Origin of the sequence: Nereida sp. (assembly GCF_965655635.1) — a bacterium.
In the GTDB taxonomy this organism is placed as follows: domain Bacteria; phylum Pseudomonadota; class Alphaproteobacteria; order Rhodobacterales; family Rhodobacteraceae; genus Nereida.
This window is the reverse complement of record NZ_CBFHHE010000007.1, coordinates 1-19,524: the sequence shown is the minus strand read 5'-3', so window position 1 is coordinate 19,524 and position 19,524 is coordinate 1. Positions and strand designations below refer to the sequence as shown.

The 19,524-nt window shown below is 52.4% G+C and carries 20 protein-coding genes; 8 read left to right on the top strand and 12 right to left on the bottom strand.

Annotated features, from left to right (window positions below):
- Positions 1-4 precede the first annotated feature (4 nt).
- Positions 5-2,695 (top strand): preprotein translocase subunit SecA, encoded by a 2,691-nt coding sequence (gene secA / locus ACTF5M_RS03660; RefSeq protein WP_438959728.1) that lies wholly within the window; start codon positions 5-7, stop codon positions 2,693-2,695.
- Positions 2,696-2,727: 32 nt separating this feature from the next.
- On the opposite strand, the gene radC is transcribed toward secA, so the two are convergent.
- From radC to dnaK, 3 genes are all read right to left on the bottom strand, one after another.
- Entirely contained in the window at positions 2,728-3,486 is a 759-nt protein-coding gene (gene radC / locus ACTF5M_RS03655) for a RadC family protein (protein WP_438959727.1), read from the bottom strand.
- 37 nt (positions 3,487-3,523) lie between these two features.
- Positions 3,524-4,675, bottom strand: coding sequence for a molecular chaperone DnaJ (gene dnaJ, locus ACTF5M_RS03650; protein ID WP_438959726.1), 1,152 nt, complete (start codon positions 4,673-4,675; stop codon positions 3,524-3,526).
- An 85-nt stretch (positions 4,676-4,760) separates the two neighbouring features.
- A complete protein-coding gene (gene dnaK, locus ACTF5M_RS03645) occupies positions 4,761-6,677 on the bottom strand; it encodes a molecular chaperone DnaK (RefSeq protein ID WP_438959725.1) in 1,917 nt (638 codons plus the stop codon).
- Positions 6,678-6,866: 189 nt separating this feature from the next.
- On the opposite strand from dnaK, the gene ACTF5M_RS03640 reads away from it, so the two are divergent.
- Complete coding sequence (locus tag ACTF5M_RS03640) at positions 6,867-7,472, top strand: alpha-ketoglutarate-dependent dioxygenase AlkB family protein (protein ID WP_438959724.1); 606 nt, start codon at positions 6,867-6,869, stop codon at positions 7,470-7,472.
- A 6-nt stretch (positions 7,473-7,478) separates the two neighbouring features.
- Here the strand turns inward: ACTF5M_RS03640 and ACTF5M_RS03635 are convergent, their stop codons facing one another.
- Positions 7,479-8,300: an ABC transporter permease gene (locus ACTF5M_RS03635; protein ID WP_438959723.1), complete on the bottom strand. Its 822-nt coding sequence runs from the start codon at positions 8,298-8,300 to the stop codon at positions 7,479-7,481.
- 153 nt (positions 8,301-8,453) lie between these two features.
- Between ACTF5M_RS03635 and cysQ the strand changes: the two genes are divergently transcribed.
- The 4 genes from cysQ to ACTF5M_RS03615 all read left to right on the top strand — a co-directional run bounded on the left by cysQ (position 8,454) and on the right by ACTF5M_RS03615 (position 12,008).
- Positions 8,454-9,236, top strand: coding sequence for a 3'(2'),5'-bisphosphate nucleotidase CysQ (cysQ, locus tag ACTF5M_RS03630; protein WP_438959799.1), 783 nt, complete (start codon positions 8,454-8,456; stop codon positions 9,234-9,236).
- 2 nt (positions 9,237-9,238) lie between these two features.
- Positions 9,239-10,039, top strand: a complete 801-nt coding sequence (locus tag ACTF5M_RS03625; protein WP_438959722.1) for a 3-deoxy-manno-octulosonate cytidylyltransferase — start codon at positions 9,239-9,241, stop codon at positions 10,037-10,039.
- A 126-nt stretch (positions 10,040-10,165) separates the two neighbouring features.
- Entirely contained in the window at positions 10,166-11,059 is an 894-nt protein-coding gene (locus tag ACTF5M_RS03620) for a UTP--glucose-1-phosphate uridylyltransferase (RefSeq protein WP_438959721.1), read from the top strand.
- Between the two features lie 247 nt (positions 11,060-11,306).
- On the top strand, positions 11,307-12,008 hold the full coding sequence (locus tag ACTF5M_RS03615; protein WP_438959798.1) for a glycosyltransferase family 2 protein: 702 nt from the start codon (positions 11,307-11,309) through the stop codon (positions 12,006-12,008).
- Here the strand turns inward: ACTF5M_RS03615 and ACTF5M_RS03610 are convergent.
- The 8 genes from ACTF5M_RS03610 to ACTF5M_RS03575 all read right to left on the bottom strand — a co-directional run bounded on the left by ACTF5M_RS03610 (position 12,005) and on the right by ACTF5M_RS03575 (position 17,182).
- Positions 12,005-12,469: a PTS sugar transporter subunit IIA gene (locus ACTF5M_RS03610; protein WP_438959720.1), complete on the bottom strand. Its 465-nt coding sequence runs from the start codon at positions 12,467-12,469 to the stop codon at positions 12,005-12,007. The two genes, ACTF5M_RS03615 and ACTF5M_RS03610, sit on opposite strands and share 4 nt — an antisense overlap.
- A gap of 36 nt (positions 12,470-12,505) precedes the next feature.
- The gene (gene hpf / locus ACTF5M_RS03605) at positions 12,506-13,075 is read right to left on the bottom strand and encodes a ribosome hibernation-promoting factor, HPF/YfiA family (RefSeq protein WP_438959797.1); all 570 of its coding nucleotides are present in this window, start codon (positions 13,073-13,075) and stop codon (positions 12,506-12,508) included.
- 196 nt (positions 13,076-13,271) lie between these two features.
- Positions 13,272-14,024, bottom strand: a complete 753-nt coding sequence (gene lptB, locus ACTF5M_RS03600; protein ID WP_438959719.1) for an LPS export ABC transporter ATP-binding protein — start codon at positions 14,022-14,024, stop codon at positions 13,272-13,274.
- The gene (gene lptA, locus ACTF5M_RS03595; protein ID WP_438959718.1) at positions 14,024-14,527 is read right to left on the bottom strand and encodes a lipopolysaccharide transport periplasmic protein LptA; all 504 of its coding nucleotides are present in this window, start codon (positions 14,525-14,527) and stop codon (positions 14,024-14,026) included. The genes lptB and lptA overlap by 1 nt, the downstream gene beginning before the upstream one ends.
- The gene (locus ACTF5M_RS03590; RefSeq protein WP_438959717.1) at positions 14,524-15,123 is read right to left on the bottom strand and encodes an LPS export ABC transporter periplasmic protein LptC; all 600 of its coding nucleotides are present in this window, start codon (positions 15,121-15,123) and stop codon (positions 14,524-14,526) included. The genes lptA and ACTF5M_RS03590 overlap by 4 nt, the downstream gene beginning before the upstream one ends.
- A 1-nt stretch (position 15,124) precedes the next feature.
- Positions 15,125-16,084, bottom strand: coding sequence for a KpsF/GutQ family sugar-phosphate isomerase (locus ACTF5M_RS03585; protein ID WP_438959716.1), 960 nt, complete (start codon positions 16,082-16,084; stop codon positions 15,125-15,127).
- Positions 16,085-16,102: 18 nt separating this feature from the next.
- Positions 16,103-16,717 carry a ribonuclease D gene (locus tag ACTF5M_RS03580; protein WP_438959715.1) on the bottom strand — a complete coding sequence of 205 codons (615 nt, stop codon included), beginning with the start codon at positions 16,715-16,717 and terminating at the stop codon, positions 16,103-16,105.
- 78 nt (positions 16,718-16,795) lie between these two features.
- Positions 16,796-17,182, bottom strand: a complete 387-nt coding sequence (locus ACTF5M_RS03575) for a glycosyltransferase (RefSeq protein WP_438959796.1) — start codon at positions 17,180-17,182, stop codon at positions 16,796-16,798.
- Positions 17,183-17,608: 426 nt separating this feature from the next.
- Here ACTF5M_RS03575 and ACTF5M_RS03570 point away from each other — a divergent pair, with 426 nt between their 5' ends.
- Together ACTF5M_RS03570 and ACTF5M_RS03565 are read left to right on the top strand one after the other, a co-directional pair.
- Positions 17,609-18,448, top strand: coding sequence for an ArsR family transcriptional regulator (locus ACTF5M_RS03570; protein WP_438959714.1), 840 nt, complete (start codon positions 17,609-17,611; stop codon positions 18,446-18,448).
- 4 nt (positions 18,449-18,452) lie between these two features.
- A complete protein-coding gene (locus ACTF5M_RS03565; RefSeq protein WP_438959713.1) occupies positions 18,453-19,451 on the top strand; it encodes an ArsJ-associated glyceraldehyde-3-phosphate dehydrogenase in 999 nt (332 codons plus the stop codon).
- Positions 19,452-19,524 lie beyond the last annotated feature (73 nt).

The following is a 19,524-nucleotide window of genomic DNA, read 5'->3' as shown; positions in this document are numbered from 1 at the left end:
ACACATGTTGGGTTTAGGCACCATCGCCAAGAAGGTTTTTGGCACTCCGAACGATCGTAAAGTTAAATCGACGCGTCCACTTGTTGAGAAAATCAATGCGCTCGAGCCTGACTTCCAAGCGCTTACCGATGAGCAACTAATTGAAAAGACAACCGAGTTTCGCGAGCGTATTGCCGGCGGTGAAGGCCTTGATAGTCTTCTGCCCGAAGCCTTTGCCAACTGTCGTGAGGGTGCGCGCCGTGCCCTTGGATTGCGGGCGTTTGATACGCAATTGATGGGGGGTATTTTCCTGCATCAAGGCAACATTGCTGAAATGAAAACCGGTGAGGGTAAAACCCTCGTTGCGACTTTCCCCGCCTATCTGAACGGGCTCAGCGGCAAGGGCGTGCACATCGTGACGGTTAACGATTATCTGGCCAGACGTGATGCGGAATGGATGTCTAAGGTTTATGGCGCGTTGGGTTTGAGCACGGGTGTTGTTTACCCACAGCAGCCAGAGGCTGAGAAAAAGCAAGCCTATGCCGCCGATATCACATACGCGACTAACAATGAGCTTGGGTTCGATTACCTTCGTGACAACATGCGTTCTGAGCTGGACCAGATGGGGCAGCGAGGCCACAATTTTGCGATCGTCGATGAGGTTGACTCGATCTTGATTGATGAGGCGCGCACGCCGCTGATTATCTCTGGTCCTGCGCAGGATCGGTCTGAACTGTATAAAGTCGTGAACACGATCATCCCCGAGCTAAGCGAGGAACACTTCACGATTGATGAGAAAACCCGCAACGTTACGTATTCTGAAGAAGGTAACGAATGGCTTGAGCAACGCCTGCGTGAGGGCGGTCTTCTTGATGCTGAGAAAACGTTGTATGACCCTGAAAGCGTAACGTTGGTGCACCACGTGAACCAAGCACTTTCAGCACATAAACTCTTTACCAAAGACAAAGACTACATTGTGCGCGACGGCGAAGTGGTCCTCATTGATGAGCACACGGGCCGTATGATGCCGGGCCGCCGTATGTCAGATGGTTTGCACCAAGCGATTGAAGCGAAAGAAGGCGTAGCTATTCAGCCTGAAAACGTCACACTCGCGTCTGTCACGTTCCAAAACTATTTCCGTCTGTATTCCAAGTTGGGCGGTATGACCGGTACTGCCAAAACTGAAGAACAAGAGTTTGGTGAAATTTATAAGCTGGGCGTTGTCGAAGTTCCGACAAACCGGCCCATCCAGCGCGTGGACGAGCATGATCAAGTTTTCCGTACATTTGACGAGAAATACAAAGCTGTTGTTGACGCGCTGAAGGCTGCAAACGCAAATGGTCAGCCTGTTTTGGTCGGGACGACCTCAATCGAAAAATCCGAATATATCAGCCAAGTACTGACTGCCGAAGGTATCGAGCACAACGTTCTAAATGCACGTCAGCACGAGCAAGAAGCGCAGATCATTGCAAAGGCCGGTCGCCTTGGCGCGGTAACACTTGCTACAAATATGGCTGGTCGCGGGACGGATATTCAGCTTGGCGGCAACGTCGATATGCAGGTCATGGAAGCGCTTGCTGAGAAACCTGATGCTGATCCAGAAGCGTTGCGCGCTGAAATCGAAGCGTCGGTGGCGGATGAAAAGGCGAAGGTTCTTGCGGCTGGTGGCCTTTATGTTCTGGCAACTGAACGTCACGAAAGCCGTCGGATTGATAACCAGTTGCGTGGGCGTTCTGGACGCCAGGGGGATCCGGGACGCTCGTCGTTTTTCCTGTCGCTTGAAGATGACCTGATGCGCATCTTTGGCTCTGAGCGCCTTGAGGCAGTCCTGTCTCGTCTCGGTATGGCTGAAGGTGAGGCGATTGTGCACCCATGGGTCAATAAATCACTCGAGAAAGCGCAGGCGAAAGTTGAAGGTCGCAACTTTGATATTCGCAAGCAGCTGCTTAAATTTGATGACGTAATGAACGACCAGCGCAAGGTGATCTTCAATCAACGTCTTCAAATCATGCAAAGCCGTGATGTGTCTGGAATTACCAAAGATATGCGCGATCAGGTGATTGAAGATTTGGTCGATGAGTTTATGCCGCCAAAAACTTATGCAGACCAATGGGATACGCAAACCATGCAGGCACAGGCGATTGAGCGTCTTGCCCTTGATCTGCCGATTGTGGATTGGGCAGACGAAGAAGGTGTTGATGACGAGATTATCCTTGAGCGTCTTGAGGAAGCCGCCGATGCAATGATGGCTGAAAAGTCGCAGCAGTTTGGTGAAGACAGCATGCGGAGCATTGAAAAGCAGCTTCTCTTGAACACCATCGATACAAAATGGCGTGAGCACCTGATCGCTCTTGAACATTTGCGCTCTGTTGTAGGGTTCCGTGGATACGCGCAGCGCGATCCGCTGAACGAATACAAGACCGACAGCTTTCAGTTATTTGAGGCTTTGCTCGATGGTCTTCGTGGCGATGTAACCCAGAAGTTGGCTCAAATCCGCCCTCTAACTGAGGAAGAGCAGCAAGCGATGATGGCGCAGATGGCCGCACAGCAGGCACAGCTACAAGCGCCGGCTGATGCCGTCCCTGCGTCCGACAATGAAAACGCTGTTGAGGGTTTTGTCGAAAGTGACCCTACGACTTGGGGTAATCCATCACGTAACGATAGTTGTCCCTGTGGTTCTGGTAAGAAGTTCAAGCACTGTCACGGGCGCGTTTAACGGTTTGTCCGTGTCGCGGCTGAGGTTTGCGGTCAGAGGTAGCCGTCTGAGCGCATGCTGACCTCGCGCGATTTGCCGATGATTAAGTGATCATGAAGTGTCAGCCCAAGTGATTGGGCAGCGCTTTCCATGGTTAGTGTCATGGATATGTCAGATTTTGACGGCGTTGGATCGACCGACGGATGATTGTGCACAAGAATAAGGGCACTCGCGTTCAATTCGAGGGCTCGCCGCATAACTTCTCTGGGGTAGACAAGCACGTGGTCGACGGTGCCACGGCCAAATTCCTCATCGACAATTAGCACATTTTTACGGTCCAAGAAAAGACAACGGAACACTTCAGTATCACGGTGTGACATTGCGGTGTGACAGTAGTTTATCAGCGCGTCCCAACTGGACAGCACATCTTTTTGCATCACTCGGGTACGCGCCATTCGGTGTGATGTGGCTTCTAGAATTTTTAGATCGGTAATGACCAAATCACCCACACCGCGGACTTTAGCTAAATGTTCGGGGCGGGCAGAAATCACGCCGTTGATATCTAAGAACGTATCAATTAGCCGCCGCGCAACTGGCTTCACATCACATTTTGGAAGTGATCGAAATAAAACTAACTCGAGCAATTCGTAGTCCGGCATTCCGCGCGCGCCACCTTCGGCGAAACGGTGTTGAAGACGTTGCCGATGATCTTTGACGTAACTCAACTCCCCGCCTTTTGGGCCGGTAAAGAGAAGTTCTTGGCCCTCAAACAAGGGCATTTGGTTTTCAGAAAACTGATCTGGCGCACTCATGACACGCCATGAATGCGCCAATTCTCTAAAGAATCAGTTAACCCTTCATCGTTTCCCAAAAGCTTTTGACGCTTGAGAAGAAACTTGATGATTGTGGGTTGTTGTCTTCGCTCAGTTTTTCGAACTCGCGCAGAAGCTCTTTCTGCTTAGAGGTAAGGTTTACAGGCGTTTCAACGGCCATTTCGATGAACATATCGCCCGCGCCGCCACCGCGAAGTCCGGGCATGCCTTTGCCGCGCAAACGCATTTGGCGCCCCGACTGGCTGCCGCCTGGGATCTTCACTCGTGACCGCCCACCGTCAATTGTAGGCACCTCAATGTCGCCACCAAGAGCAGCAGATGTCATTGAAACAGGTACGCGGCAGAACAGGCTTTGTCCGTCACGCTCAAAGATTTCATGCTCTGCAACTTCGATGAAAATATAAAGATCACCTGTCGGTCCACCGCGCATTCCGGCCTCGCCTTCGCCAGCAAGGCGAATACGGGTGCCGGTTTCAACACCAGCAGGAATGTTTACAGAAAGGGAACGATCTTTTTCTGTCCGGCCCGCACCGCCACATGCTTTGCACGGGTTCTTGATGATTTGGCCAATACCCGAGCAGGTGGGGCAGGTGCGTTCTACGGTAAAGAAGCCCTGTTGCGCACGGACTTTGCCCATGCCTGAACACGTTGGACAGGTTGCGGGTTCGGCCCCGGCGTCTGCACCAGTGCCAGTACATGTATCACAGTTAACAGATGTTGGGACGTTGATGGTTTTCTGGCTACCGGCAAAAGCTTCCTCAAGGGTCACGCGCAAGTTGTAGCGCAAGTCAGAGCCGCGGCTGGCGCGTGTACGCCCCCCCCCACCGCGCTGTCCGCCCATGAAGTCACCAAAGAGGTCATCAAACACATCGGAAAAGGCACTTGAGAAGTCACCGTTTCCACCACCAAAACCGCCACCTTGTCGGCCACCGCCCACACCGCCTTCAAAGGCTGCATGGCCATAACGGTCGTAAGCGGCTTTTTTCTCTGCGTCTTTCAGCACTTCGTAGGCTTCGTTCGCCTCTTTGAACATTGCCTCGGCGTTTGGATTATCAGCATTACGGTCTGGGTGTAGTTCTTTCGCTTTGGTGCGATAGCCCTTCTTGATCTCATCAGCGGATGCGCCTTTTGAGACCCCTAGAATTTCATAATAGTCACGTTTTGCCATGGGTGGTCTCCCCCTTTGGAACGTAAAAGCCAGCCCACCCGTCTTACAGGGATGCGGGCTGGCTTCATTGGTTCCTTAGCGCGGATTAGGCGCGTTTGTCGTCGTCCAGATCTTCGAAGTCAGCGTCTAAGATATCATCATCAACACCGGCGTTGCCATCTTCTGGTGCGGCTTCCTCACCAGCGGCTTCTTCTTGCGCTGATTTATAGATCGCTTCACCAAGCTTCATCGCAGCTTCAGTTACGTTCTGGATGCCGCCTTTGATCTTACCAGCGTCTTCTGTTTCCAGATCATCTTTGAGTGCGGCAATCGCCAACTCAATCGCTTCGATCGTTGTTGGGTCCACTTTGTCCGCGTGCTCTTCCATGGACTTTTCAGTCGAGTGGACGAGGCTCTCGGCTTGGTTCTTGGCTTCAACAAGTTCCTTGCGATCTTTATCTGCTTCGGCGTTATCCTCAGCATCTTTGACCATTTTTTCGATGTCTTCATCAGACAAGCCACCAGAAGCCTGGATTGTGATCTTCTGCTCTTTACCGGTACCTTTGTCAGCCGCGCCTACGGACACGATGCCGTTGGCGTCGATGTCGAAGGTCACTTCGATTTGCGGCATGCCGCGCGGTGCGGGTGGAATATCCTCGAGGTTGAACTGACCGAGGATTTTGTTGTCCGCAGCCATCTCACGCTCGCCTTGGAATACGCGGATTGTCACGGCATTCTGGTTGTCTTCAGCTGTTGAGAAGGTTTGCGACTTCTTAGTTGGGATCGTTGTGTTGCGGTCGATAAGACGTGTGAACACCCCACCAAGGGTCTCAATACCAAGCGAAAGCGGCGTCACGTCAAGCAGAACAACGTCTTTAACATCACCTTGTAGAACACCGGCTTGAATTGCTGCACCCATGGCAACAACTTCATCTGGGTTCACGCCTTTGTTCGGCTCTTTACCGAAGAATTTTGTCACTTCTTCGATGACCTTTGGCATACGTGTCATACCACCAACAAGGACAACCTCGTCGATGTCACCAACAGACAAACCTGCGTCTTTCAGGGCCGCTTGGCATGGCTTGATTGACGCTTTGATCAGGTCGCCAACAAGGCTTTCCAGTTTCGCGCGCGTCAGTTTAACAACCAAGTGAAGCGGCTGGCCTGTTTTGCCGTCCATTGAGATGAAGGGCTGGTTGATTTCAGTTTGGTTTGCAGAAGAAAGCTCAATTTTTGCTTTTTCAGCAGCTTCTTTCAAACGCTGAAGCGCCATCTTGTCTTGGGTCAGGTCGACGCCATTTGCTTTTTTGAACTCATCTGCGAGGTAGTTCACGATGCGCATGTCGAAGTCTTCACCACCAAGGAACGTGTCACCGTTGGTTGATTTCACTTCAAACAAACCGTCATCAATCTCAAGGATCGTTACATCGAATGTACCGCCACCAAGGTCATAAACCGCGATGGTTTGTGTCTCTTTTTTATCCAAGCCATAGGCCAAGGCCGCTGCTGTTGGCTCGTTTATGATACGCAGAACTTCGAGACCAGCGATTTTGCCGGCGTCTTTTGTTGCCTGACGTTGTGCATCGTTGAAGTACGCAGGAACGGTAATGACCGCCTGTGTTATATCTTCGCCAAGGTACGATTCAGCAGTTTCTTTCATCTTTTGCAGAATGAACGCTGAAATCTGTGAAGGGCTGTATTTTTCGTCTTGGGCTTGGACCCAAGCGTCTCCGTTGCCGCCATTGATAACAGCGAAAGGCATGTTCTTTTTGTCTTTTGCCAGATGCTCATCATCAGCGCGGCGGCCGATAAGACGCTTAACACCGAAAACAGTGTTCTCTGGGTTTGTGACTGCTTGGCGTTTTGCAGGCTGGCCTACAAGACGCTCGTCGTCTGTAAATGCAACGATTGATGGGGTCGTGCGCGCGCCTTCCGCATTTTCAATAACACGGGGCTGCGAACCATCCATGATGGCGACGCAGGAGTTTGTTGTCCCAAGGTCAATACCAATAACTTTAGCCATGAATTGTCATCCTCTTTTTCCGGCGATGTCGTGAGGCGCGGACCCTATGTCCGGCATCCAAGCCTCAATCCCAAGGTGAAGGGCGTCCACAGAGGGACAACCCAGTTCGCAGCGTATATAGGGAGGGGTGTAGGGCGCTGCAAGCGGCGCACCTTGGATAAATGCACCGAAATTTGAAGGAAAGTGATAATGCGACCCACTTTAAGCATTCGGGGCTTTCATATCTATAAAACTGCATTGGATATTGGCGCACAGCGGCAGTTGGTCGATGCAGTCCGAGGCATCGTTAAGGCGGCACCACTGATGAGGCCACAAACGCCATCCGGTCGTCAGATGTCGGTCAGAATGACTTCGGCGGGACGTGTTGGGTGGACCGCAACTGCTTCGGGTTATCAGTATGCAACGTGTCATCCTTCTGGCGTGGCTTGGCCCGCCATTCCGCGCGAAATCCTTGATGTGTGGAGCAGTGTCACACGCGACGCGCCGTTGCCTGACAGTTGCTTGATCAATTTTTATGATGAGGCAGCCCGTATGGGGTTGCACCGCGATCATGATGAGGCTGATTTTCAGTGGCCCGTTGTTTCCATCTCTCTGGGAGATGAGGGCTTGCTGCGTGTTGGCGGCCTTGAGCGTGGGGGAAATACGGGAAGCATCTGGCTGCAATCAGGGGATATTGTTGTGATGGGCGGACAGGCCCGTCTTGCGTATCACGGTATTGACCGCATCAAAGGCGGTTCCTCATGGCTTTTGCCCAACGGCGGTCGGCTTAACCTGACGCTCCGTGTCGCAACTTAAGCTGACTTATTGTCGCGCGCTCCAGCTGACGGAGGCGTGTTTGCGGGTGTAAAACTCGCCCATCAGACCAATCATTAGGAATATGACCGTGATAAGGGCCGCATATTCCCAGTCTGTGTAGCGCGGGTTGCAGTTCACAAACACAAAGCCACGGGCCTGGTCGATTGTGTGAAAGAGTGGATTCCAATCGAACATCGCCAAAATATAGCTTGGCAGCGTATTGGCTACGAACATCTTGCCTGAGGCAATCATATTGGCGCGGCTGTACACTTGGGTGAAGATGCCAACAACAGCTGGCATCCATGGTTTCAGGGCCAACAGAACCATCCCAATTGCAACGCCGCTGGCCCAAGATAAAAGCAGCATGCCAAGCGCGCCCATTGGGTCTTCGATGACGACTGGTGTGAAGATTACGTGATAGCCAAACAGAACCAAAAATAGCGATAGCAATTGAATATAAAGAGATCCTAGCGCCGAGGAGCATATGGCGATTGCTGTGGTCATGAGGGCATGCTTCATCATTGCTGATGCCGGACCTTCTGAACTGACAACTGCGCTAAGGGCTTTGGTATGGCACAGGAACAAAAAGATGCCCGACATGATGTACAGCAAGAAATCACCACGCAATGTTGCGCCGCGCAGGCCTAGTACGGAAAACATAACGTAGAATGCCGCGACAAAGATGATTGTCTGCAGCATGTTGGTAAGCAACGCCAAGAAAGCATTGCCATGACTTTTGCGGACGTCACGGACGATCCCATGGTAGATCAACTCAAGTAGACCAACGGCTTTTCGGCGCCTGGTAGGCCGTGCTTCAAAACTAAACATTTACTATCCTGCTCAACGCGCGGCCCATTGGTTTCACAGAAATCTTGCTGTTTCATTACCAGAGTCGCATAAGCCTTACAAAAGACCATACGCTTTTTCGCTAATTTATCAACGATTTCGACATCGGGAGTAACAGTTTTGTATTTCTCAAAGATGGAAGCGGTGTTCCGCGAGTTGGCTTTGCGCGCTGGTGATGTGATTATGGAAATCTATGAAGCGGATGATTTTGACATCAAAATCAAGTCAGACGATAGCCCTGTAACGGCCGCTGATGAGGCCGCGGATGTGCTTATCTCTGCGGGTTTGCGAGCAGCTTTTCCTGATGTGCTTTTGGTGACAGAGGAGCAGTCTGCCTCTCATACGCAAACGGCGGATACGTTCATTATTGTTGATCCCCTTGATGGTACTAAAGAGTTCATCAACCGGCGTGGTGATTTTACAGTGAACATTGCGTTTGTTGAAAACGGCGTGCCGACACGTGGCGTTGTTTACGCGCCTGCCCGTGAGCGGTTGTTTTACACAAATGCGTCGGGTGAAAGTGTTGAAGAGGCCGGGCCTTTTGCAAAAGATAAAGTGGGTCCGCAGCCGAAGATCGCTGTGTCATCTCCTGATAATACAGCCCTGCTTGTTGTTGCCTCAAAGTCTCACCGCGATCAGGCGACAGATGATTACATCAATAAATATGCGGTCAGCGATATGAAAAGCGCGGGATCGTCGCTGAAGTTTTGTCTGATTGCGACGGGTGAGGCTGATATCTACCCGCGTCTGGGTCGTACGATGGAATGGGATACGGCAGCTGGCCATGCGGTACTGAATGGTGCGGGTGGTGAGGTTATTCGTTTTGACGATCATGCGCCGCTCAAATACGGCAAAAGTGATTATGCAAACCCGTTCTTTATTGCCCACGCACCGGGCGTTGATCTTAAGCGAGGCTAGATATGTCCGTTCTCATCGTAATTCCTGCACGGTTCGCCAGCACACGTTACCCTGGCAAGCCACTCGTTGAACTTACCGGCGCTGACGGCACGAAGCGCAGTTTGATTGAGCGCTCTTGGCGGGCCGCGATGGCCGTGAAGGGTGCGGATAAAGTTGTTGTCGCTACGGATGACGACCGTATTCGCCAAGCGGCAGAGAGTTTTGGTGCCGAGGTCGTGATGACGTCAGAGAGCTGTGCCAACGGCACAGAGCGTTGCGCGCAAGCCTATGCGAACCTTGGTGCGGACCACGATATTGTGGTGAATCTTCAAGGTGATGCACCGCTCACGCCGCCATGGTTTGTTGAGGCGTTGATTGAGGGGCTGAAAAATTCGCCATCTGCTGATGTGGCCACGCCGGTTTTGCGGTGTGATGGCGAGACGCTGAACAGCCTTTTGAACGACCGCAAGCACGGTCGCGTTGGTGGGACAACGGCTGTGTTCGGCACTGATAATAATGCGCTCTATTTCAGCAAAGAAGTTATCCCGTTCGTCGCACAAAACTTTGATGCACAAGATGCCACGCCTGTATTTCATCACGTCGGTGTTTATGCGTATCGGCCTGCGGCGTTGATGGCCTATCCCACATGGGCTTCTGGTCCGCTGGAAGGGCTTGAGGGTCTTGAGCAGCTTCGGTTCTTGGAGCGTGCACGCCCCATGATGTGTGTTGAGGTTGAGGCCCATGGCGCAAAGTTCTGGGAGCTCAATAATCCAGAAGACGTGCCTTTGATTGAAAAGATGCTGCGCGATATGGGTCAAGCCTGATTACAATGGCATAGCTGTGTTTAGTCTCCCCACTGTCGGGGAAATGTATTTTGGTCCATATATTTGCCTTACTGGTGACATATTCGGGCAGGAGCCTGTGCGCATGTAATATGCAGGGCCCGACAGATGCGAAAAAAAGTAACAAAAGCTATTTTCCCCGTGGCGGGTTTGGGCGCGCAGTTTTTGCCTGCGACTAAATCAGTGCCAAAAGAGATTATGACATTGGTTGACCAGCCGCTGATCCAATATGCCATCGATGAAGCGCGTGCGGCAGGCATTAAAGAATTCATCTTTGTAACGTCTCGCGGCGAAGGAGCGCTTGAGGATTACTTTGATCATGCCCCAACCCTTAAACAAGAGCTTCGCAAAAAGGGCAAAGATGAGCTTCTTGAGGTCCTGAAAAATGCCAACATGGATAGTGGGGCAATCGCCTACATTCGCCAACACAAGGCCCTCGGTTTGGGGCACGCGGTGGGGTGCGCGCGTAGGTTTATCGCCAATGAGCCTTTTGCTGTTATTCTACCTGACGATGTTATCGCGGCGGATAAGCCGTGTCTTCAACAGATGGTAGAGGCGTACGAGGAAACAGGCGGCTCGATGGTGGCTGCGATGGAGGTCCCCAAAAAGAAATCAAGCAGCTACGGCATGCTTGATGTCCAAGAAGACCTTGGGTCGATGGTGTCGGTTAAAGGTATGGTTGAGAAGCCTTTGGTTGATGATGCGCCGTCGCACCTAGCTGTGATTGGTCGCTACATCCTTTCGCCAAAGGCGCTGCAAAACCTCAGTCAGCTCAAATCTGGCGCGGGCGGTGAAATACAGCTGACTGACGCGATCGCGAAAGAGATTGAAAACGAGCGGGGCGTTTATGGTTACCGCTTCCAAGGCCAGCGGTTTGATTGCGGATCAAAAGCGGGCTTTCTGCAGGCAACTGTCTCGTTTGGCTTGGGTCGCGATGATCTCCGCGATGAGCTTTTGGACTACCTTCAGCAGATGGTTGGCCAACAACAAGCTGCACAGTGATTTGGTGTAGCTGACGTTTCGGGTCTTGGCATGCTAACGCGTCTCATTGGTGCTTATAAATTGCGGTGGAAGCGCCGCCGGTATTTGTGGCGCGCATTGCGTAAGCGGGATCAGCTCGCGCTGGTCAGCGATAAGACTGCAAATATCACTCCGAGTAGTGTTTTGTGCTTTGTGTGCGTGCGCAATGAACGGACGCGCCTGCCATACTTTTTGAACACTACCGCAGATTGGGCGTACAGCATTTTTGGTGGTGGATAACGGCTCAACTGACGGCAGCTCCGAACTGCTTCACGGCGCGCCTGATGTGTCTGTTTGGCGCACCAATCATAGCTATCGGTTGTCGCGATTTGGGATGGATTGGCTGACGTGGTTGATGGTTGTTTACGGCTACGACCGGTGGTGCCTGACGGTAGATGCCGATGAGTTGCTCGTATACGAGCAGAGCACTACTCAAGATCTCAGGGCTCTGTCTAAGGTTCTTGATGCGGCGGGTGAAACTTCCTTTGGGGCGCTCATGTTAGACATGTATACTAAAGGGCCACTTGGTCGGCAGACATATAAAGCGGGTGATGATCCGATCGACGTCTTAGGCTGGTTCGACCCTGATGGGTACCGAGTGGGCTTCTTAAAGTTTTTGGAGTTCATTAAGGCAAACCTTGAGGGCAAAACGAGTATCCGCGTTGATCCAAACTGGGCAAGTCAATCAAGCATCCTTCAGGGGTTTAGCGCGTTTATGAGCCCTGATATGGTTATCCGAGAGGCTGAGCTTTCTGAGGGGCTTGCTTACCTTTTGGCACAGGTCAAAAGCGCGTGTCCCGCGTTAACGCAGTCTGACACGAGTGCTGAGTTTGAATTAGTAGAAATCTACGATGCTGAAGTCGAACGCGCGTGCCGAGAGGCGTACCAGCGCGACTATATGGCGTTTGGTTTCTCAGTTTGGGAAAACTAGGCTGCTTTTGAGATATTTTGAGCAGTCAAAACGGCATATAGCGTTGATGGGTCGCTATTTGCGCGAAGTTTCTCGCAGATCGCTTCATCGCGCAATGTCCGGGATACCAGAGCCAGCGCTTTAAGGTGGGAAACACCGCTATCACGGGGTGCAAACAGCGCAAACACAAGATCGACAGGCTGGCGATCAACCGCCCCAAAATCTACGGGGCGTTCAAGGCGCAGAAATACGCCTTTTACGGTGTCAATATCATCAAGCCGCGCGTGGGGTAGGGCAACACCGTGCCCTACGCCCGTTGGCCCGAGTGCTTCGCGCTCCATAAGGGCCTCAATCAGTCGCGGACCTTGAAGGTCGTAGCACGCATTCGCGATGTCACCCACATCGTGGAGCAGTCGTTTTTTGCTACTGACGTTGCCCAAGACGCGGACAGCGTTTGGTGTAAGGATATTGCTTAGGTTCATTGTACTACTCTTTTCGGCTGATGTGCCGATGCCCTGTTACGTTTTGGGCTCGATCCACCCAACATTACCATCGTCGCGTTTGTAGACGACCCCAAACGCACTGTTACTCTCGTTCCGGAAAATCACCACTGGCGCTCCGGAAATCTCCATCTGCATAACCGCTTCACCGACTGACATTTTTGAAACTTTGGTTTCAACTTCGGCAATAATCATAGGCTGCAACGTTTCCGGTTCACTATCGTCAACGCCCTCACTCGCCGCGAGGATATAAGAGGAAGCCCCCAATTGTTCAACCGGTTCTTTCCGCTTGCTATGGTGGTCCTTCAAGCGCCGTTTGTAGCGCCGTAACTGCTTTTCCATTTTCTCAGCACATTCATCGAATGCCGCATAGATTTCGGTCGCATGAGCCTTTGCCTGCGCGGTCAGTCCGGTTGAAAGGTGGATGGTCGCTTCACAGACGTGTTCATGACCGCTTTTTGAAAAAACCACATTGGCGTCCGTCGGTCGTTCTGCGTATTTCTCAACGATGTCATTAAGTTCGCTTTTGACATGTGTTTGAAGTGCGTCGCCGATGTCGATTTGCTTGCCAGTGATTTGATATCGCATGAAGTCTCCAGTGTTATTTGAACCGTTTCCGCCCAACATGGCCTGACGCATGAATGTAAAGAAATGGTAACTTTTGGCTGAATGAAAGGGCGCGGTAACAACCGAGTATCAGGCTAAAAAAGATGGTTCTGGCCACTTTCATTAGTCCTATTTGGCGCTGGATCAGTGCGTTCTGTCAAGTGAGATTGCGCGCTGGCTACGAAATGTGAAAATTTTGGCCGAGGTAAACTTGCTTCACTTTCTCATCCGCCACGACCTCTGCTGCGGTGCCACTCATCAAGATCGTTCCGCTGTGCATGATGTAAGCGCGATCAACAATTTCGAGAGTTTCCCGCACATTGTGATCGGTAATTAAAACGCCAATACCGCGTGTTTTAAGGTCTGAAACGAGGGTACGAATTTCAGCTACCGCAATGGGATCGACACCAGCAAATGGCTCATCCAGCAGCACATATTTGGGGTCAGCGGCAAGGCAGCGGGCAATCTCAACACGGCGTCGCTCGCCCCCCGAAAGTGCAAGTGCCGAGGCGCGGCGCAAATGCTCAATCGAGAATTCAGACAATAATTCATCAAGTCGTTTGCGTCGAATCGCGCGATCCGGCTCAGAAATTTCGAGGATTGCCCCGATGTTGTCTTCAACGCTCATTCCACGAAAAATGGACATTTCTTGGGGAAGGTAGCCGATACCCAGTTTGGCGCGGCGATACATTGGCAGGGTCGTTACGTCGCGGCCATCAATCGTCACTTTGCCACCTTCCGGCGTGACGAGGCCTGCGATTGAATAAAAGCAGGTTGATTTACCGCATCCGTTTGGCCCCAGCAGAGCCACAACTTCACCGCGCGCCAATGTCATGGATAGGTCACGAATGACGGTCCGTTTACGGTAGCTTTTACGTAGGTTGCTGACCCGTAGTCCCGCGGACCCTTCGGTTACTTTGAGGTCTGGCATCAGTTCTGCCCAGTGTTGAGGATTGTTTTCACGCGACCGCTCATACGTGCCGTACCAGTTGCAAGGTCAAGTGTCATACTTTCAGACGTCAGTGCATTTGGACCTTGGGTTACAAGGACGTTTCCACTCATTACGACTTCTTTGTTTGCAATTGAATAGTCGGCGCGCTCCGCTTCTGCCGCGTCATCACCGCTCACCAGCGTGACACCTCCGGTCGCTTCCAGGCGTTCAATTTTTTGGTCGCCCTCTGCATAGACAACCAAAACACGGCCTGCGGCAAGGCGTATCACACCTTGGCCAATCACGACGTTACCATCAAAAATGGCTGTACCGTTTTCTTGATTAACGCTGAACTGGTCGGCAGTAATCTCAAGTGCCGCATCTGGGTTGTTAGTAATTTTGCCAAACGCAACTTGTTGCGCTGTCGCTGAAACGCAGAAGGAAATAGAAAGAAAAGCGGCAATGATAAAGCGCAAAAACATGGGGTGCTCTCCAGAATTCATGGTTGGTATATCACTTGGACGCCGTTTTGGAAAACCAGAACATGACCGCCGGGGTTTTGCTGGATCAAAGTCATCTGACCGGCCGTGATCTGGCCAAGTGATGTGGTGGCTTCCACAGACCCATCGGTCACCAGCGTAGCTGTCTCAAGCGATGTTGTTACGGCGTCAGTTCGCACCACCACACCAGCTGAAGTAGTCACCTCAATACCTCCCGAAAGCCGCGCGGTTTGCGTTGATTCGTCCACGCTTGCTTGTGGCGCCGTTAGCGAGATGGTCATACCACTTTTGAGATCAATCCGCGCTGAAATGCCCTCAGACATGATGCTGTCGGGTTTGTCTGGATTTGGTGCGGCAAGTTTAGCGTTAAATTCAATAGCATCACCCTCAGCAGTGACCCCTGAATAGGTGGGTGCAGAAATGCGCTGATCCGCGACAATGTCATCTATCTCGATTTTGGCATAGGGTACGGTGCTTTGGGCATCAGTGGCGGGCCGTGCGACCAAAAACAGCAGCGACAGCAGAACAAGACCGACAATTGGCAGGGTAATTTTCAGCCAAACAACCAGTCGCGAATATCTGTTGTCCGCCCGAACCATCCTACCCTAGTCCGGCGCGCAAACAGTCATGTATGTGCAAAATCCCACAAGGTTGTGCTGGTCCATTTGGGTCAACTACGAACAGACATGTGATTTTGCGTTCATTCATCTGGCCAACCGCTTCCTCGGCAAGTGCATCTGGTGAGATGGTTTTCGGTGCAGCAGTCATCACATCGCCTGCAGTCAGGCCAAGAAGCCCATCCATGTGTCTGCGTAGGTCACCGTCCGTAATAATTCCCTTAAGGGTGCCGTTGTCATCGGTCACTCCCACCACGCCAAAGCCTTTTTGACTTATCGTAATGAGTACGTCCTGCATGGAGGTATTTGCCGTGGTCAGCGGCACCGCACTGCCCGAGTGCATCAGATCGCCAACTTTTGAAAGTAGCGCGCCGAGTTTCCCGCCAGGGTGGAAATCGCGGAAGTTGGCTGGCGTAAACTGACGGTGCTTCATCAGAACGACCGCAAGAGCATCGCCAAGAGCTAAGGTCATGGTTGTCGAAATCGTGGGAACAACGCCAGTACCACAGGCCTCGCCGAGTTGAGGTAAGACCAAAGCAACATCCGACTGTGTCAGTAGGGTGCTGTCAGCGCGGCTCGCCATGCCGATTAACGGAATATTGAAGCGCCTTGTGTGTGCAATCACATCGGCCAGTTCAGGGGTCTCACCTGAGTTTGACAAAAGCAAAACAACATCACCCTTCGCCAGCATGCCTAGGTCACCGTGGCTTGCCTCTGCGGGGTGTACGAATTGTGCAGGGGTGCCGGTACTTGCCAGTGTGGCCGCTATCTTGCGCGCAATATGACCAGATTTCCCCATCCCGCAAAGAATGACCCGACCTGTCGCGTCAAGCATCAACTTCGCCGCAGCCTCAAAACTATCCCCAAGCTGATTGGCAAGTGTCTCAAGGGCCCCGGATTCGGCACGGATGACATCTTGGCCAAGGATTTTGAAATCAGTCATGTTTAGTATCCGCTCAAATCAGGAGTGCGCGAAAATATCGCTGTCAGGCCAACCAGCCAAATCAAGTTGTGCACGTGTTGGCAGGAAGTCAAAGCACCGTTGTGCAAGTTCCATGCGGCCTTCGCGCTCAAGGCGGATGTTTAGCTCATCACGCAAGCGGTGCAGGTAAAGCACGTCACTTGCGGCGTATTCCAGCTGTGCGTCAGTAAGTTTTTTAGCACCCCAATCACTAGATTGTTGCTGCTTGCTGATGTCCACGCTCAACAGTTCTTGAAGCAGGTTTTTCAGGCCGTGCCGGTCGGTGTATGTGCGAATGAGGCGACTAGCGATTTTTGTGCAGTAAACCGGCGCGGTTAGGGCACCAAAGGCATTATCCATAGCCGCGATATCAAACCGGCCATAGTGAAACAGCTTGAGTACGTTTGGATCGGTCAACATGCGGCATAAATTTGGTGCCTCGGTTTGGCCCTTTGCTACCTGTACCAAATGTGCGTTTCCATCGCCGCCTGACATTTGGATAACACACAGTCGATCGCGGTTCGGATGTAGGCCCATCGTTTCGCAGTCAATTGCGACGACCGGACCCAAATCCAAGTCATCAGGGAGGTCATTTTGGTAGAGTGTGTTTGTCATATCCGGCCCTGCAATAGTGTTGCCCGCTGGCATATGCGCTTTGAGCGCTCAAGGAAAGAGCAGAGGCGTCTGAGGTGCCTATGTGCGTGGATTACCGCGCGGCTTATCTTTTGGTTTAGGCGTGCCAAGCAGTTCACGCAGACGCGTCTCAAATCGAGTAAGTATTGAGTTCTTTTCCCAACGCGTGAGCGCAATTAAACGCGCCTTTTTGCCCATTTTGCTGCGTAACTCTTTGTCGTTCAAAAGCTGTTCGATTGCGCGGGCAAATTTCGGCGCGTCACTGGGGGGCGTAGCAATTCCTGCGCCCTCGATCTCATCCGCGAGGCCGGTGCCACGTGCCGCAATGGCCACGATAGGGCGTCCTGATGCAAACATGTTAGTGAGTTTTGATGGCAGCAACAGGTCAGCTGCATCTGCAATTTGGGGCATCAGGTGAATATCTGCGATGCTCAGCAGGTCGGACAGACGCGGGCTTGTTTTAAAATAGCGGAACGGGGACGTTCTTGTCGTTCGGCGAGGCTATGAAGCCGCACTGCCTGTCTCAAGCTCGTTTCGTCTGACAGGACTGTTGGGTCCGTTATCTTACGGAAATGGATGAATCAAACCGTATTGCTGCTGTTTGGATCAAGAAGAAAACGACACGCGGGCCAAGAGTTTTTGATCCAAGGAAGCACATGTTTGATCCTCAACAACCTGCCGAGTTCTCGGGTGCGCCTCGGGAAGATATCGTGAGTTGGCTGGACACCATAAACCAGAGGGTCAACCTGCAGCGCAGTTAACCCAAGATCGCGTATGCGCCGCTCCTTGCTGAGATGCCGGTCCGATGAGCGGGGGCGCATTTTTACAAAACCTTCATTTGGATTTGGTCCATACTTCAATTATTCATGAAGTATGGATAAATTAATCCCCGACCGTCTCTCAACGCTTGGCCATCCGCAACGGCTCGCGGTGTTCCGGCTGCTGATGCGGCGCTATCCTGATCGGGTTCCTGCGACGGAACTCGCCAATGCGCTCGGCCTTAAGCCCAATACGCTTTCCATCTATGTGTCCTCATTGATGCAAACCGGCCTGATCAGCCAAGAGCGGGTCGGCACGTCGCTGCGCTACCGGGTGGATATAGAGGAGACGCAAGCGACAATTGGGTTCCTTCTTCAAGACTGTTGTCGGGGGCGACCCGAAATTTGTTCTCCTTTCCCGAATGATGCCAGGCATAAGGCGCCAGAAATGACCGACCAAAAATTCAATGTCTTGTTCATCTGCACTGGCAATTCTGCCCGGTCGATCTTTGCCGAAGCCATCCTGCGCGACCTCGCGCCGGATCGGTTCAATGTCTATTCCGCAGGCACCAAGCCGAAATCAGAGCTTAACCTCTTTGCCTTGGAGGTTTTGCGGCACAACGGCCATGACGTGTCAGTATTGCGGGCCAAGACCATCGGGGAGTTTCAAGGCGAAGGTGCTCCTGCTCTTGATTTTGTGTTTACCGTTTGTGATCAGGCGGCCAACGAAGAATGTCCCGCATGGCAGGGTCAGACTATAAGCGCCCACTGGGGCCTGCCTGATCCCGTCAAAGTTCAGGGCACGCACGCAGAAAAGAGCCTCGCATTCCGTCAGACCTACGGCGCATTGCGCAACCGCATGATGGGGTTTACCGCCCTGCCGTTTGCATCGCTTGATCGAATTTCCCTACAAAAGGCCGTGGATGATCTCGGCCAAATCAAAGACAAAGGATAACCTGATGACCGTTTACGCCCTGAACGGCCTTGGCCGCATCGGCAAATTTGCCTTGAAACCCCTGTTGGCACGCGGGGCGAAGATTGCTTGGATTAATGACGCAGTGGGTGATCCTGAGATGCACGCCCATCTGCTGGAGTTTGATACGGTGCATGGGCGCTGGGACGCCGAGTTTGCCCATGACGCGGACAGTGTGACCATCGACGGCACGCGCCTGCCGTTCATTGGCACCCGCGACATTGCCGATCTGCCGCTGGACGGTGTCGATGTGGTGATCGATTGCACAGGCGTATTCAAGACCGAAGCCAAGATCGCACCTTATTTTGACGCAGGCGTTAAAAAGGTCGTCGTGTCCGCTCCGGTCAAGGACGGCGATGCGGCCAATATCGTCTACGGCGTGAACGACGACATCTATGATCCGACGCGCCACAACATCGTCACGGCGGCCAGTTGCACGACGAACTGTCTTGCTCCGGTTGTGAAGGTGATCCATGAGAACCTGAAGATTAAACATGGATCAATCACCACGATCCACGATGTGACGAACACGCAGACTATTGTGGACCGCCCCGCCAAAGACTTGCGGCGTGCGCGCTCGGCGCTCAATTCGTTGATCCCGACGACGACGGGTAGTGCGACGGCGATCACGCTGATCTACCCTGAGCTTAAGGGGCGGTTGAACGGCCACGCCGTGCGGGTGCCACTGCTGAATGCCTCACTGACCGATTGTGTGTTCGAGGTGGAACGCGAAACAACCGTTGAAGAGGTTAACGCTCTTTTCAAAGCCGCGTCCGAGACCGAGTTGGACGGTATTCTTGGCTATGAAGAACGCCCGCTGGTGTCGACGGATTATACCAATGATGAACGCTCGAGTATCGTGGATGCGCCTTCCACTATGGTTATCAATGGCACGCAGGTCAAAATTTACGCTTGGTATGACAATGAGATGGGCTACGCGCACCGATTGGTCGATATAGCGTTCATGGTCGGGGACAGACTGTGACGACCGCGCGGCCCGAAGGCCTGTCGGCCTACGTCGCCGTCACAGCCGCCTATTGGGCTTTCATGCTGACGGA